General features: G+C 51.2%; 13 protein-coding genes. 1 reads left to right on the plus strand and 12 read right to left on the minus strand.

Going from position 1 to position 15449, the window contains the following annotated elements; all coding sequences use genetic code 11:
* Positions 1 to 59: 59 nt before the first annotated feature.
* The 4 genes from A5320_RS04125 to A5320_RS04140 form a co-directional block, all read right to left on the minus strand.
* Entirely contained in the window at positions 60 to 794 is a 735-nt protein-coding gene (locus tag A5320_RS04125; protein WP_068061272.1) for a sulfite exporter TauE/SafE family protein, read from the minus strand.
* Positions 795 to 858: 64 nt separating this feature from the next.
* Positions 859 to 1557, minus strand: coding sequence for a pirin family protein (locus A5320_RS04130; RefSeq protein WP_068061275.1), 699 nt, complete (start codon positions 1555 to 1557; stop codon positions 859 to 861).
* A 93-nt stretch (positions 1558 to 1650) separates the two neighbouring features.
* Positions 1651 to 2094: a DoxX family protein gene (locus tag A5320_RS04135; protein ID WP_068061279.1), complete on the minus strand. Its 444-nt coding sequence runs from the start codon at positions 2092 to 2094 to the stop codon at positions 1651 to 1653.
* 329 nt (positions 2095 to 2423) lie between these two features.
* Complete coding sequence (locus A5320_RS04140; protein ID WP_068061282.1) at positions 2424 to 5849, minus strand: sensor histidine kinase; 3426 nt, start codon at positions 5847 to 5849, stop codon at positions 2424 to 2426.
* 491 nt (positions 5850 to 6340) lie between these two features.
* Here A5320_RS04140 and A5320_RS04145 point away from each other — a divergent pair, with 491 nt between their 5' ends.
* Positions 6341 to 6763 carry a response regulator gene (locus tag A5320_RS04145; RefSeq protein ID WP_068061285.1) on the plus strand — a complete coding sequence of 141 codons (423 nt, stop codon included), beginning with the start codon at positions 6341 to 6343 and terminating at the stop codon, positions 6761 to 6763.
* On the opposite strand, the gene A5320_RS04150 is transcribed toward A5320_RS04145, so the two are convergent.
* The 8 genes from A5320_RS04150 to A5320_RS04185 all read right to left on the minus strand — a co-directional run bounded on the left by A5320_RS04150 (position 6719) and on the right by A5320_RS04185 (position 15438).
* The gene (locus A5320_RS04150) at positions 6719 to 7072 is read right to left on the minus strand and encodes a response regulator (RefSeq protein WP_068061287.1); all 354 of its coding nucleotides are present in this window, start codon (positions 7070 to 7072) and stop codon (positions 6719 to 6721) included. The two genes, A5320_RS04145 and A5320_RS04150, sit on opposite strands and share 45 nt — an antisense overlap.
* Positions 7072 to 8124, minus strand: a complete 1053-nt coding sequence (locus A5320_RS04155; protein ID WP_068061291.1) for a chemotaxis protein CheB — start codon at positions 8122 to 8124, stop codon at positions 7072 to 7074. The genes A5320_RS04150 and A5320_RS04155 overlap by 1 nt, the downstream gene beginning before the upstream one ends.
* A 60-nt stretch (positions 8125 to 8184) precedes the next feature.
* Complete coding sequence (locus A5320_RS04160; RefSeq protein ID WP_068061292.1) at positions 8185 to 10527, minus strand: hybrid sensor histidine kinase/response regulator; 2343 nt, start codon at positions 10525 to 10527, stop codon at positions 8185 to 8187.
* A gap of 12 nt (positions 10528 to 10539) precedes the next feature.
* On the minus strand, positions 10540 to 12219 hold the full coding sequence (locus tag A5320_RS04165; protein WP_068061294.1) for a methyl-accepting chemotaxis protein: 1680 nt from the start codon (positions 12217 to 12219) through the stop codon (positions 10540 to 10542).
* Positions 12216 to 12797: a chemotaxis protein CheW gene (locus tag A5320_RS04170; protein WP_068061297.1), complete on the minus strand. Its 582-nt coding sequence runs from the start codon at positions 12795 to 12797 to the stop codon at positions 12216 to 12218. The genes A5320_RS04165 and A5320_RS04170 overlap by 4 nt, the downstream gene beginning before the upstream one ends.
* Positions 12798 to 12813: 16 nt before the next feature.
* Complete coding sequence (locus tag A5320_RS04175) at positions 12814 to 14298, minus strand: CheR family methyltransferase (protein ID WP_068061300.1); 1485 nt, start codon at positions 14296 to 14298, stop codon at positions 12814 to 12816.
* On the minus strand, positions 14295 to 14783 hold the full coding sequence (locus tag A5320_RS04180) for a chemotaxis protein CheW (RefSeq protein ID WP_068061304.1): 489 nt from the start codon (positions 14781 to 14783) through the stop codon (positions 14295 to 14297). Before A5320_RS04180 ends, A5320_RS04175 begins: the two co-directional genes overlap by 4 nt.
* A 178-nt stretch (positions 14784 to 14961) precedes the next feature.
* Positions 14962 to 15438: an Lrp/AsnC ligand binding domain-containing protein gene (locus A5320_RS04185; RefSeq protein ID WP_068061310.1), complete on the minus strand. Its 477-nt coding sequence runs from the start codon at positions 15436 to 15438 to the stop codon at positions 14962 to 14964.
* Between the last annotated feature and the right edge of the window lie 11 nt (positions 15439 to 15449).

Genomic DNA, 15449 nt, shown 5'->3' on the forward strand with positions numbered 1-15449 from the left:
CCAATGATTTTGGGTATATACCCGTCATCCCTGAAAATCCGGGGTTGTTGATTTAAAACCTAAATTGCCTGCCAAATCAGTTTGCCACCCGCCAGCAACAGTAACCCATGCACTGCCGGTAAAAAATGCCGGTCACTGACTTTTTGCTTGAGCCAATAACCTAATTTAATTGAGAAATAACAAAGAGGTAAAAATGGCAGTGCCAGCCACAATAAATCCAGCGTCAGTTGCTGTTGCCAGACAAAAGCCGGTACTTTCACCACATTTAATACCGCAAAAAACACCGCTGAAGTCGCGATATATTCAGTCGCGGGCAACTTGCGGGCTAATAAATGCATCGCCAGCGGTGGGCCACCGGCATGTAACAAGGTCGAACTGATACCGCTTAACAACCCCATCACCACCCCAGCGGTGCGGCTTGCCAGCCACGGCATTGCTTGCTGACGCAATAGAAAATAACGCAAAGCAAACAACACCGAACCTACGCCAATCAGCCACTGTAATTGGCTGGTTGAAAGCGAGCCTAACAATAAAGCGGCTACCACAATGCCAACAATAGCAGCTGGCAGTAACTGCAATAAAATTGGCAGCGACCAGCGCTGCCAATATTTTCGAAGGGTAAAACCATCCAGCATTAGTAAAATCGGTAACAACACGCCAAGTGCGGTATGCGGATCAAACACCATCAACATCAATGGCATCGCCAATAAACCCAGACCACCGGCAAAAGCCGCTTTGGAAATGCCACTGAGCACCACCACCAGGCTTAACATCAACCACATTTCTAAGTTCATTGATTCCCTTGCGACTGCACTTGCTTGCGTTATTGACGATATTTCAACTTAAATTGCCGGCAAATCAAACGCCTGGCAGATCGAACCAAAGCGCTTTGACATGCTCAGCACCGGCAGTTGCCGTCAGTTCGTCTAGCTCTGCCAATTTCATGCCGTCGCCAGCCTTGAGAGTTTGCCCCTGCAGTGTCAGCTCACCATGGATCAGGTGCAGATAATAAGCGCGATTTGTTGTTACCGGCAGGTTAATCAGCTGCGCCGGCAATAAAATCATCTGCGCCAGGCTGGCATCTTGTTTCATCTTCAGCGTACCGTTGCGACCATCTGCAGTGATGACTTCCGTCAAACCAACCGCTTCGCCAAAGTCTTTTTGCTGATAACCAGGCGCACCGTCAAATTGGTTCGGCTGGATCCAGATTTGTAAAAACTTCAGATCATCGGTTTGGCTGGCATTAAATTCGCTGTGCGAAATGCCTTTGCCGGCGCTCATCAGCTGAAATTCGCCTGCTGGTAGCACTTCTTCATTGCCAGCAGAATCTTTGTGGGCAATCTTACCCGACAACACATAACTGATAATTTCCATATTTTTATGGCTGTGGGTATGAAAACCGGCACCCGCCGCGACTTGGTCGTCGTTAATCACCCGCAGCGCGGAGAAGCCCATTTGTTTTGGATTGTAATAGTCGCCAAAGGAAAAAGTGTGTTTGCTTTTTAACCAGCCAAAATGGGCACCACCACGTTCATTCGATCGGATCACTTCAAACATTTTATTTTCCTTGGCCCGGCCTAGCGCCGGGCATTTGTTGATTATCGCTACAGCATCTACAGACTTTTGCACGGGTATAGTTGTTAAATTGAGTTATAGCTTCCTGGCAATCAGCGCATCCAATGAAGCTTTACCGGCACCGCTAAACAGTAACGACACACTCGCTGCCAGCAACACCAAACCAAACTCATAACCGTTGTTGCTCATAAACAGGCCGTTGGCAAAATGTACGCTGAAAATCGCCACCAGCATCGCAATCGACAAGGCAAAAGCCGCCGGACGGGTTAACAAACCAAGCACCAACGCCAGACCACCAAAAAACTCGGCTGAACCTGCCAATAACGCCATCAGTACACCAGGTGCCAGACCGATACTTTCCATCCAGCCGCCGGTTCCTTCCAGGCCATATCCGCCAAACCAACCAAACAGTTTTTGTGCACCGTGCGCCGCGAAAATAATCCCCACCGGCACCCGCAATGCTAATGCGCCAAAACCAGCTTCAGTTGTTAATACGTTTTTGATCAAGGACTTGCTCATAATATTCACCTTCAATTTGTTAAGTTCAGAATGACTGCTTTGGGTTGTTTCGACAGTCATCGTTCTGTCGATGGTGTTACTATAGACCTGCCGTTCTATTTATTAAATTGGATTAAATTTGACATTAAATCCGTAATTTTAGAATTAATGATATTTGGGCGACTGGCTAACACTTTGACGTGCTGAGCGTCAGGACTCATTTGATGATTCGATGATCGATTGAGGCTGAAGTTGAGGTTGCTAAATTGCGAAGCTTCACATCATGCATTGCGTCAATACTGTCGCAAAATGCATGCCCCCGATGGCGCTTAGCTTATCGGGGCTACGTTTTACGAAACACTGGGCGCGACCGTCGGTAACAGCAGGATAAATCGGCAGCCTTGTTGCGGCGTTTGGCTGTCAATTGGCGAACTTTCTAGCTGAGAGCCTTCGCTCATCGAGCTACGAGCCTGCCCGCTTTTCACATAGCCACTTTCCACATAAACCGTGCCGCCCAACCGCTCACTGACCAAATTAAACAAAATATGCAAACCAAGGCCGGTGCCGCCTTGGGCTCTTTTGGTGGTGAAAAAAGGCTCAAACACTTTGTCTAAATCTGCTGCCGGAATGCCTTTGCCATTGTCGGCGAAACTCAGTTCGATTTGCGCGGGTGTTCCTGCAATTTCATTTTCCAGCACCCGTACGCTTAACATCATCAACCCCGCCTCATCTGGCGCAAAAGCATGCAATAACGAGTTTTGTGCCAAAATGGTAATCACCTGGCTCAGCGTGCCGGGAAAACTATCCATGCTGATGCCAGCCGGGCAATCTACAGTGAACTGCAGCGGCCGCTGGCGCCACAGGGTCACCAGACTTTGCTCGACTTCGGCCAAAAAGCTTTTCAGCTCAAATTGTCGCCGGTCGCCACTGGTTCGGTCGACCGAGACTTGTTTGAAATTGCTGATTAAATTAGCGGCGCGATGCAAATTACGCTCGATCAGCTGCGAGCTTTCAAGCGCCGAGCCTAAGAAGTTATCCAGATCCTGTTTGCGTAGCTGTCCTGTACTTAAAGTACCGGCTAAAGCTTCGGTGCTTTCGCGTAAAAAGCTGCTGCCGGTAAGTGCCACGCCGAGCGGTGTATTTACTTCATGCGCTACGCCAGCAACCAACTGCCCTAATGCCGCCATTTTTTCTGAGCGCACAAGTTGGCGCTGGGTCGATTTGAGTGAGGTCAAAGTGTGTTGCAGCTCTTCCACTGTATGCTCGACCACAATTTTTGCCTCGGACAGCTGATGGGTGCGCTGCTCCACCATCGTCTCCAATGCCAGTGCCTGTTGACGTAACTTTTTGGTGCGCCAGCGATACCAGCGGTTGATCAATAAAAACAGCGCCAGTAAATAACTGATGTACATCAAGGGTGTACGAAACCAGGGCGGGGCAATTTGTAGCTGTAGCGGCGTCATGTGCGCTTCGACACCGGCGCTATTACGGGCTTTAACCTTCAGCAAATACCGGCCTTCCCACAAACTGTTATAACTGGCAAAGGCTTCATGGCTCCATTCAGTCCAGCCTTTGTCTACCCCTTCGAGCCAGACGGCGTATTGGTTTTTACTCTGATAACTGGTGGCCGCGAATTCAAATCGCAATTTGTTTTGCTGGGCGTTCAGCGAAAGCACAGCGCCGGTGGGATGATTTAATACCTGACCATCGGCTGCAACCACGTTGCGTAGCAGCAACTGAAAAGGCACAGCTTCAAACGGAGGCACCTTTGGATCCCATTGATAAAGCTCGGTGCCGCCAAGCCAGATGCGGCCGTCAGGCTCCCGATGCCAGCTGTCGACATCGCTGAAGCCACTGTCATCCTGCAATTGCCACAAAAAGTTGCCGTCCGCTTGCCGAATCGCTTTACCAATGAGCAAGTGCTGACTGCTTTGATGCCGCGCCAGTACCACCAGTCCTTCACTGATGTTGCCTACGGCAACAATATGGTATTCCTCTGCGGCGAATAACCCTTGAAAACGCGGGTCGGCCTGCAGCTGGCCAGTGGCAACATCCAGCTGATACAAGCTGTTTTGGTAAATGATCCGCGCCTGCCCCTCAACATTCACCAACCAGTCCGAGCCGAAATTGCTGAACTGTTTGCCAAGGTCAAAGCGCTGGATCTCAATCTGGCTGGGTTGCCAGTCTGGCCCGGTCTGAGTCAGCCGCAACAACCATTTCTGATTACGACCTTTGAGCCACAACACGCCGGCGTCATCAACCACCATGCCGCGGACACTTTCGGTGATCCCATCAATCTTCCCTGCCAGCCGCCACTGCTGCCCTTCCAGTACTAAGCGGGAGACGCCGGCAAATTCAGCAACCAGCAACTGTGGTTTAGGCCCGGGCAGCAACAACAGCTCATGCGGCCCATCTAATTTGTACAACAATTCCATCCCTGCCGCGCTCAAGCGGTAGACACCGGCGAAATTAGCAATCAATAACTGATCCTGATACACCTTCAGTGCCCACACCACGCCCGACACACCAGGCACTGCTTCGAACTTCGGCAACGGCCCCGGGATCAAACGAAATAACCCCTGTGTAGTCCCGACGTAGAGCTGCCCTTGATAGCGTTGCATCGCATAGGTGATCCCATCCAGGCCATGGGTGGTGTCAAAACGACTGAAGGCGCCGCCCAACTGCACCCGGGCCAACCCGTTTTCGGTGCCAACCCATAAACCTTGTTCCCGATCTTGCCGCAACTTTTTGATGGTGTTTTCCGGCAAACCGGTCTGGCTGTTGAGCTGACCAACTTTGCGGCCATTGCTATCCAGAATATACATACCGCCTTGCAGCATGCCGACGGCAATCCGACCGTCTGCCAGGGCCCAGAGACTGGACACCAGCTTGTCCGGCAGTTCAGCATCCACTTCCGTCGGCCAGCGCTGAAACGTCTGACCGTCGTAACGCATAAATCCTAACTTAGAACTCACAATCAGCAGGTCTTTAGTACCCGGCCACTGCATCATGGTGGTGATCCGATGGCTGGCAAAAAGCTCCCCGGCAGGGGCGAGCTGCAATGTGTCTGCGCTTTGCTCTAACAAACCAATACCTTCGTCACGCAGATAAAATCGATTGTCTATGCTAATACTTTGCACAAACTGCTTTTGCGCAGGCCAGCTGCGCACACCGTCCGGACCAAAGCGGAACAAACGCTCCATACTGGTAAAAAACACGCCCCTTGCATTGATATGACAATGAAAGACATGAGAAAAAGCACGGTGCTCTGCTGGAATTTCTGCTAACAATGAATGGTACTGCATCACCCCATGAGGATCCGGTGCCAGATAACCAACGTCACCTTTAGCCCCGACATAGACCCGGCCACTTGTTGGGTCCACCGCCAGAGCCCTGACCACCACTTTCTTCGGCATCTCAATTAAACGCCAGCGCAAGCCATCGTATTCCAGCACGCCACTAGAGTTCCCCACATAAATTAAGCCATCGGCGGTTTGCGCAAAAGCCCAGTTCTGCCGGTGCGCCTGATATTCAGCTGGCAGAAACTTCTGGATGGGCGGTAAGCCAAATTCGATAGGGGTTGTTTGATGCAGGAAAACCGGTGACTGGGGAGCTTGTTGAGTGGGAAGCTGTTGGGGAAAAGCCTGATTGCCAACAGATGCGAAAACGACCGCAGCCAACGGCTGTACAGGTAAAACCAAGACCAATCCGGCCAGACAAATCCGCAGCATAGGTGACCAAAACGCCGATAGCTGCGCACCGCATAATAATCTCATGTGAAAGACCTCCGCACCGGTAATCTGTGGCGAAAGTCCGCGCCGTAAGTAGTCCTGCGTTTGTAGCCGGATAGATCTCAGAAACAAACGTGTTGTTAACAAGTTACAGTGTGGGAAAAGAACGTCGAAATTGCAAACTCAGGGCTGTAAGTCCCGAAATTCTGACCGTCACTACATCAACTAGTGCCCCCAAAGTGCTGGAGAAACTCCGGGAAACATGAATGTTGGCATTGACTGCCAACACCATTATTGAAAAAAGAAAATGCTTTATTGTGTAAATAAATCGCTAAAAAAAACAATGTGGTACCGGAAAGCTCAGTATTGTCTGCCCCCATTTTTTTCGACCTACCTGATTTTTAACGAAATAAATCTGTACACAAACCAGATACTGCTGACAATTCAGGCAAGCCGGAATTTCCACGTCTAAAATACTTAAACTATGACTTAATGCGTCATTGAGGATATCGACTTCAAGACGAAGGAGTGTTGCATTGGCGCCCGCCCGTATCTTCCATATTCTGGTCGTTGATGACGTATTTCTGATGTGTGACTTTTTATACAAAGTCATCAGCACGATTCAAAACTGCAAAGTATTCAAAGCCACAGATGGCCGAACTGCTATTGAAATTCTGGATGGCGAGCCGATTGATATGCTGATTACGGACATTGAGATGAAAGCACCAAATGGTCTGGAGCTTCTGAAAAAGTTGCGCTGTGGCACGTTAAACACACCACACAATATTCCTGTGCTGATGTTCTCCGGGAACACCTATAAAGATATGGTATTGGAAAGCCATGCCTACGATATCAATGACTTTCTGGCAAAACCTGTCTCGGCTGATGGCCTGAAAAAAAAAGTGCAGCTCCATTTACAGAATGAAAAGCCAATTAAAGCGCCAGAGTATTATCAATAAATTGTCAGCACCACAGGCCAGCCCATGCACCACGTCCCGTGGATCGGCGAGTCCTGTCACCAGAATCACCGGAATATTGCGGGTTCTTTCAGCTTTTTTAATTTGGTGACAGAGTTGGTAGCCATCCATTCTTGGTATCTGGATATCGCTGACAATTACGGTCGGGATCCGATGTTCCAGTATCTCCAGCGCTTCCAGACCGTCTTTAGCCACCCACACTGTGCAACCGGCATTTTCCAGTAAAAACTGCAATTCCGCCGCCTGGGTGGCACTGTCTTCCACAATCAGGATATTCGCTTCATTAAACATTATGGCGTCTCCTTCTGACTGACCGAGCTTTGGCGGCTGCTCAACGTATTGATATATACAGCGATGTTTTGCGGACTATCGACATAATGTGGTTTGCAGCGTTGCAGTGCCGCATTGGGCATCGAGTCAATCAGCGCTGTCGCCGGATCCTGCACCAGACACAAACCGCCGGCATCGACGATAGCTTTGAGCCCGGCCGCACCATCCTGTCCCATCCCGGACAGTTGAACAGCCACCACCCCGGTTGGCCGGTGGCTCGCCAACGACACAAACAGCCGGTTGGCTGAAGGCACACATAAATCCTCGGCGACGGCCTTACATAGCCTGATATGGTGCGAAGTATCGTATTCCAGATGATAACCATCGGGTGGCAGGTAGATATTCCCAGCGAGCAGCGTCTGGCCTTGCCTGGCAATATGCACCGGCAGGTCCGACATTTGCCGCAGCCAGTCGGTAAAGCTGTCTAAAAAGCCGTGCGTGATGTGCTGCACCAACAGCACCGGCCAGGGAATCGTTTTGTCCAGTAGCGGTAACAACAACTTCAGGGCCGCCGGGCCACCTGCGGATGCTGCGATTGCCAGTACCGCCGGCGCGCAATGCACCGGAACTGTGTCAAGCGGCAGCGGCCTTGGTATCGTGACCGACCGAAACCGTTTCACAACTTTGACCTGCACCATCAGTTGCAGCACGTGCAGTAGCTCAGCGGTTTTTGTATCAAATTCCGGATCTGTAGGTCCTGTTGGTTTTTCCAGCACAGCCAAAGCACCTGATGCGAGCGCCTGAATAGCCGTCGATGCCGATTTGGCATTAGGACTGCCCGTTAACACAATCACCGGCAGCGCATACTGTTCCAACAACAGCAGAATGGTCTGGAAACCGTTTAGCCCCGGCATATGCACGTCCATCGTCACAATGTCCGGTTTATGTTGTTTTAATAGTTCCAGCGCTTCGTAACCATCATTAGCCAATAACACCTGATGTCCGGCAGCCGTAAAAATACTGCTCAGTAATAACCGGGCTACCGCCGAATCATCGACCACTAAGATGTGCATCTGCCTGCTCCTCCATCATCACTTTCAAAACGGCCTTGATCACAGCCGTTACAGCAGCCTTTAAACCAGCCGCCTGATGCTGTCTAATAAACTTTCCTGCTCAAAACCACTTTTGATCAGGTACGCATTTGCGCCGACCTCCAACCCACGTTGCCGGTCATCTGCACTGTGTAATGCGGTGACCAGAATGATCGGTAAACTATCGAGGGCCGGGTCATGCCGCACTTTCAGGGTTAAATGAAAACCATCCAGTTTTGGCATTTCCACGTCCGAAACCAACACCTCAAAACTCTGTTGTTTCAGCAGGTTCCAGGCTTCCTGCCCATCGTTGGCCGTCGTCACAGCGTAACCTGCGGTTTCCAGAATCGACTTCAGCAAAGCGCGCGAGGTAAAAGAGTCATCGGCCACCAGAATGCGGATTTGCTGCTGGACGGGTTGATCCGGTGCTGGCGCGCCGCTTTGCAATTGTCGTGCTTTTTGGTACAAGGTCAACGGATCTAAAATTGGGATAAACTGGCCATCACCGAGTAGCGTCGCCCCTAATACACAAGGCACTTTTTTCAGCTGTGGTCCAAGCGGTTTGACGGTAATGTCCTGGTCGCCAAGTAAGGCATCAATCGCCAGTGCAAAAGATTCGCCGCGCACTTTCATCAATACAAAATACTGTTGTGCGCCAGCAATTGACGATGTCAGCGGTAGCTGCAAAATATCGGCTAACCGCCACAACGCCAGTACCCGATCCCCAACTGCCAACGTTGCTCGGTTTTGGGCATATTGGACGGCACTGCTATCCAGCCGCAGGCAGGACTCCACCGCAAACAACGGCAGTGCCAGTGTCCGTTCGCCACAGCGCACCAGTACAGCCCGGAATGTCGACACACTGGTCGGTAATAACATCGAAATGGTTAACCCCTGACCAGGCACCGAATCTAAGCTCAGTTGGCCTGCCAACTTTTCAACGATGTCCTGCACTATGGCCATGCCAAGGCCACGTCCGGAAATTTCGGTCAGCATGGCACTGGTCGACAAACCACTTTGAAACACTAGCTGTAACGCAGCATCTTCAGACAGGTCATTCAGCTGCTCGGCATTGAACAAACCATGAGCCAGCGCCTGCTGTTTTAACCGCTCAGGGTCAATGCCCTGGCCATCATCGCTGACCTTCAGCTCAAATTTGTCCGCAGCATGCTGGGTTAAGCTCAGGGTTAACTGACCCACAGCTGATTTCCCCAGCGACAGCCGCCGCTCCGGTGTTTCAATACCGTGGTCCACAGCATTGCGGATCAAGTGCTGCAACACTGGTTTAAGCTCATCCACAATACGTTTGTCGATGTGTAGCTGATTGTCGGTGGCGTTGAATTGTAGTTGCTTGCCAGTTTGCTGCGCCAAATCGCGGCTCATCGCAGCCAGTCCACTGAACAATGTCTGACCTTCGACTAACAACACTGCTTGCAATTCACTGTGCATATTTTCAGACAACTGGGCTAACTCGGCGGACAATCGCGCCGAATGTCGTTGCAAGCGGTGACTGCTGTGCTGCAACTGATCCAACCCGGTACCACTGGCTTCCAGATACTGCAATAGGTTGTGCAGGGGTTCTTGTTGTTCAGCCGGCAGTTGCTCCAGCAAAAGTAACAACTGGCCATCATAGACCCGGGTCTGATGTTGCAGCTTGCATAACACTGCGCTGTCCAGCGCCAGCTGTTTCAGTTGCCGGTGTTGCTCCGCGGTTTCCTGTTGCAGTTGCTGTACGGTTTCGGCCAACAACAACAAGGTGGTTAAATTTTGATTGTTCACCCGCACTCTGGCTTGTTGTGGCGCACCTGGTGATGGCGGTTGCAGCGTGGTCGTCGTTGCAGCCGCGGGGCTCATTGGCGCGGCGACAGTGATGGCTGCAACAATAGCGGGGCTCTCTGACGCGGCAACAGGGACGGCGGTGGCACCGCCTTCAACAGTCTCACCTGTTGTCATCACAGGAGCATCGGCTAGGATTGGAGCGTTTGGTGCTAGCTGCCATGGTTGTCCAGTCGCTGCAGCTTCCAAATCGGCTTGCATTTGCAGCCGTTGCTGCAACGGCACTTCCCCTGAATTGCTGAGCGTCAGCACCAGCTGCAACGTCTGGCGACATAGTTCGATACTGTTGTTATTCAGCAGCGTTGGTGTCTTACGGGCTGCGCCGAGCAAACTTTCCCAATGATGGCAAAGCTGCTCAGTGTCACGCAGCCCGACCGAGCGGGCGGCACCTTTCAGACTGTGGACTTCGCGAAACATGTTTTCGACTTGCGCCGGGTCGGCACTGGTGGCAGTCCAGTTGGCCAGTTGATCGGCAAGCAGCTGCAATCTTTCGTCAGCTTCCTGCCGAAAACTAATGAGCAACATTTTTTGCAGCGCTTCGCGATCCATAATGGTTTTGCCTTATACCGAAAACTTCTTCGCAATATGTTGCAGTTTTAGCCCAAGCTGGTTCAGACTTCGCGCCGCAACATCTACCTGGCGGGCGCCTACCACGTTGTCCTGACTGGCCTGACGAATACTTTCCATCGCCTGCGCGATTTGGTCCATGCCAATTTTTTGTTGCTGACTGCAAGCGGCAATTTGCATTGCCACGCCGGTGCTTTCATCAATCCGGTCACTTAAAGTCTGAATGGCGTGCCCGGCCTGACGCGCGCGCTCAAAACCCGATTCAACGGTTTTGCTACTTTGCTCCGCCAGCAACACTGTTTTAGTTAATGCACGTTGGATTTCCCCCAGAATAGACCGCACCTGCGTCGTGGCCTGTTTTGATTGATCGGCCAGCGCTTTCACTTCCTGCGCCACCACCGAAAAGCCTTTACCGGCTTCACCGGCTTTCACCGCTTCAATTGAGGCGTTTACCCCCAATAAATTCGATTGTTCGGCCAAATCGCCAACGGCTGCAACAATTTCCCCAATGGCCTGACTTTGCTCGCCCAGTCGGACAATGCTGTCGGCGACCGACTGCATTTGTTGACAAATTCGCTCCATATTGTTCAACGTTTCCTGCACCGCGGAGCGCCCTCTTATCGTCTCCTGCTTGGTCAGCTCGGCACTTTCCATCACTTCCTGCGATTTGGTGCCGGACAGGGTGGCGGTTTGTTTCACCTCAGCCACTGTCGTGACAATTTCACTGATCGCGGTGGCGGTTTCCTGGGTGCTGGTGGCGACCTGATTGGTCACAGCCAGAATTTCTTCACCGGAGGCGGCGAGCACCGAAGTGCTTTCATTTAAGTCCAGCACCAATTCGCGCAAATAATTACTCATGGTAGCGAACGCGGCTGTTAGCCTGCCTACTTCATCGCGACGGTCGTCAACCGGTACTTCTTTCGGAATTTCGCCGCGACCAATCTGCTCGGCCATGGACGCCAGGCGGGCTAAAGGCGCAGCAATATGTCGGCTTAATAAAAAGGCCAGTAAAATGCCGCTACCAACCATCAGCAGCGAAAACTGGGTTAACCGCTGTTTGAGCACAATAAACTCCTGCTCGACCTGCGCTTTGGATTGCTGCATCAAGCGCTCGGTCAGCCGTTCCAGCGCGACAACTTTTTGCACCAGTAGATCATTCAGTGCCGAACCTTTGCTGGATACCTGTTGCCAGCGAGCGTCCTGTTGCCCGACACCTGAAAGCGGGATCACTTCAGTTTGAAAGTACTGCTGATGGGTCGCTCTGGCTTCCTGTAATTCCATAATCAGCATGGCAACTTCGGGCAAATTGCCCTGTGAATCCTGTACCCGTTGCACAATCAGAGTATTTTCATCGAGCAATCCCTGCATGGATTGGATGTTTTGTATCGGTTGCGGCGTTTGGAGCGGTTGAATAGCGTTCAGCCTGGAATTAACTGAGGCCGATTGCTGTGAAAGGTGTTGCAGTAACAACTGATGCAACATCGCCACATTGGTTTTGATTTCCTTAATATCGGATATTCGGTTAAACCGGCGGTCAAATGCCTCAAATTCCGTCTGATAAACATCTAAGGTTTGCAGCCCCTGGTTTAAGGTGGCGCCACAGGCAGCAATCAACACTAAAAACGCCAGCAACAACTTAGTCCCGATGCGTAAACTCAACAGATAAGTGCTCATAATGTGGATCCCTGACAAATAATTAATTCCGGATCGGTCAGCAAAGCTTTGCCATCCAACAGCACAGTTTGCTCTGGGGTAATACCCTGTAAATAGCGGGTCCGAAGGGGGTCGAGATTGGGCAGGCTTGGTTGCAACCCAGATACATCTAAAGTCTGAATACCTACAATCGCATCCGCCAGCACACCAAATTCCATTTGCTGGTGGCGAAGCACCAGCAACAAATTTCGATCGTTTAATCCGGTACCCGGCAGCTGAAACATCAGCCGCAAATCCAGCACCGACACCACTTTGCCGCAGACATAACAAATGCCCCGCATAAAAGGTGGTAAATCAAATAATGCCGTGATCTGCTGGATCGGCAGCACCTGTTCGACATAACAACTTTCGATGGCGTAACGTTCTGTCCCGATATTAAATCTCAGTACTTCAATTGTTTGCGTAAATTGATAGTTTGGCGGTTGTGCCATGGCCGTGGTGCGCAGCTGCAGTTTATCCATCATCAATGTATCCAGCAGACGTTGATCCGGCTCGGCGACAGTGGCGGGCGAGTCTTGGCAAATTTCCGGTTCATTCATGGCACCATTTCCTTATTCATTCAGACATTTCCGCGACCAACTGCTGGCAAATCAGATACAGCTGACCCGCACTTAATTGATCGCTATAAGGGATTTCCAATGCCGATGGATAGTGCTGCAACAGCTGCGTGCACAGTTGCAGTTCTTTTAGCGCCGTCTGCTGCTGGCCGATTTCCTTTGATAAAGTTGCCCTTAATAAATGCGCGACAATCAGATCCGGTTCCAGATAAAGCACTTTTTGCAGTGCTTGCAACGCCAGTTGCGGCTGCAGTTCCTGCCGATAAAGCTGCGCCGACAATAAATGTCCGGCGGCAGAATCCGGTGTCAATTCCAGTAATTGGGTGAGCCAGCGGCGCGCTTGTTCCGGTTGTTGCAAATCGGCCGATTTTTTCGCTTGCTGCAGATAATAATCGGCCTGAGGTTGCGCTCGTGGTCTGGTACCGGTTTGCACTGGCGTGGTCGTAGTTGTAGCTGTTGCTGTCGCCTGTTGTACGCTGTCGCTCAGAGGTAGAGTGGTTGTTTGCTTCTGAGCTGTAAGTCGAGGCAATGTAGGCTGATGAATGACCGGTTGATGGATTGCTGGCTGCTGAGTGGTTGGCAAAGCCGATAAATCTTCAGCCTTTGCCTGCCGGGTACTCGGTACGAAGGTACTCGGTGCTAATGCAGTTGCTGCTAACGCACTCGCAGGCACTGCATAGTTATCAACAGCCCAAAACCCATGGTAACCACTTTGCGTGGCAATACTGGCTTCAACGGCATTCAATAGTAACAAACCACCCGGATTCAATTGCTGTAAAAACCTGGTGATGATGTTATGTGCTTGTTCAGGTGAGAAATACATTAAGACGTTACGGCAAAAAATTAAATCAAAAGGACCGGCCGGATGTGGTTGGGAGTCCATCAGGTTCAGCGTTTGAAATTTGATCAAAGCGCGCCACTGCGGTTTCACTTGCCAGCTGTGCTGTGGCGACAGTACTGAAAAATACCTTTGTCTGAATGGCCCGGTACCGTTTCGAAAAGACGTGGCGCGATAAATTCCCTGCTCAGCTTTGGCAATAAACTCGGGATTCAGATCGGTGGCAACCATGTTCAAACCACAGCGCATCTGCGCCAAATCCAGCGCTTCTGACAACAAAAACAACAAACTGTACGCTTCTTCCCCGCGGCAACAGCCAGCACTCCAAATCCGGACCGGTGCACTTTGCGAACTTTGGATCTTCGGCAACCAGTTCTGAATTAACCACTGTGTGACAAAAGGATCACGGCAAAAATAGGTTTCACCAACGGTCAATGCCGGTAACAACTCATGTTGCAGCGCCAACGACCATTCCGCTTGTGCGACTTGTTGGATCCAGGCCAGCTCATCGTCTTTTTGCAGCTCCTGCGCCCGCAATTTCAATCGGCACAACAAATCCGCACTTTGCTCCTGCTGAAACAACAAGCCAAAATGCTGTCCGGCTTTTTCGATAATCTGGTCTAGCCAGATTGCTGGCATGTTCATGGTTGCACCAAAGCCGCAGCATGTGCCAATTGTGCTTGTTGCAAGGCAGCCTGCAGCATGCTTTCATCGGCATCCGACAATAACTGTTCAATGTCCTGGATCAGCAACACGCCGGTTTCAGTACAGATCACGCCTTTGAGTAAATTGCTATTGATTTGCGGATCAGAGTTGATAAGCAGTGCAGCGGCGTCAAAACATAACACCGGCCCCACCTGATCCACTGGGATCAGCACTTGCCGCCGCTTTAATTGCAGCCACAACAGCGGACGCCAGAGTTGTAATGGCGGTGCCGGCCAGCCAAAACAGCGAGCCAGATTGATTTGCACCAGCGGCATGCCCTGAATGTTAATCACCCCATCGACAGTGCCCGGCGCGCCAGGTAACGGCGTCCAGAGTAACGCCGGCAGCACTTTCACCACCTCTGCCAGCGGGATCGCCAACTGATGCTGATTCAGACTAAAAGGCAGTACATGCAACTGATCCACTGTTGTATTTTCCGTTCCATAGTTAAATACAACATAGTTGGCAATAGTTCCTCGTCAAGCGACAAACAGGATTTTCCGTACCGAAAAATGGTTTTCTGCGGTCTGCCTGCGGCTAGTCGCGCCCTTGTCGAACACTGATTAAATGGCCCGATCCGCATTCACCGGAACTACACCACCCCTACACCGGCAAGCCCGAATCCTGCTTCACTTTTTCAATCACCACATAAGTGTGGGTTTGCAATACACCCGGCAAATCGACAATCCGTCCCAGCACGGCGCGGTAAGCTTCCATACTGGAAAGGCGCAACTTCAGCAGATAATCAAAACCACCGGCCACCATATGGCACTCCGCCACTTCCGGAATATTCACCACCGCATCGCGAAACTGGTCAAACACTGCGCCGGTGGTGCGGTCGAGCGTCACCTGAATAAAGGCAGCGGTGCCAAGGCCTAGTTTTGAGGCGCTGAGTTTGGCGCCGTAACCTTCAATAAAACCGTCTTGTTCCAGCTTGCGCACCCGGTCGATGCAGGGGCTCGGACTTAAATTCACTCTTTTTGCCAGTTCGACGTTCGAAATCCGGCCGTCCTTTTGCAGAGTGTCTAAAATTGTGCGGTCGATCCTGTCGAGTGTTCTGGGTTTATCCGATTGGGTCATAACCGTATTTT

Origin of the sequence: Rheinheimera sp. SA_1 (assembly GCF_001669775.1) — a bacterium.
In the GTDB taxonomy this organism is placed as follows: domain Bacteria; phylum Pseudomonadota; class Gammaproteobacteria; order Enterobacterales; family Alteromonadaceae; genus Pararheinheimera.

Coding starts and splice junctions, on each gene's coding strand:
- A5320_RS04125 (WP_068061272.1), bottom strand. CDS start 794: ATGAACTTAGAAATGTGGTTGATGTTAAGCCTGGTGGTGGTGCTCAGT.
- A5320_RS04130 (WP_068061275.1), bottom strand. CDS start 1,557: ATGTTTGAAGTGATCCGATCGAATGAACGTGGTGGTGCCCATTTTGGC.
- A5320_RS04135 (WP_068061279.1), bottom strand. CDS start 2,094: ATGAGCAAGTCCTTGATCAAAAACGTATTAACAACTGAAGCTGGTTTT.
- A5320_RS04140 (WP_068061282.1), bottom strand. CDS start 5,849: ATGAGATTATTATGCGGTGCGCAGCTATCGGCGTTTTGGTCACCTATG.
- A5320_RS04150 (WP_068061287.1), bottom strand. CDS start 7,072: ATGTTTAATGAAGCGAATATCCTGATTGTGGAAGACAGTGCCACCCAG.
- A5320_RS04155 (WP_068061291.1), bottom strand. CDS start 8,124: ATGCACATCTTAGTGGTCGATGATTCGGCGGTAGCCCGGTTATTACTG.
- A5320_RS04160 (WP_068061292.1), bottom strand. CDS start 10,527: ATGGATCGCGAAGCGCTGCAAAAAATGTTGCTCATTAGTTTTCGGCAG.
- A5320_RS04165 (WP_068061294.1), bottom strand. CDS start 12,219: ATGAGCACTTATCTGTTGAGTTTACGCATCGGGACTAAGTTGTTGCTG.
- A5320_RS04170 (WP_068061297.1), bottom strand. CDS start 12,797: ATGAATGAACCGGAAATTTGCCAAGACTCGCCCGCCACTGTCGCCGAG.
- A5320_RS04175 (WP_068061300.1), bottom strand. CDS start 14,298: ATGAACATGCCAGCAATCTGGCTAGACCAGATTATCGAAAAAGCCGGA.
- A5320_RS04185 (WP_068061310.1), bottom strand. CDS start 15,438: ATGACCCAATCGGATAAACCCAGAACACTCGACAGGATCGACCGCACA.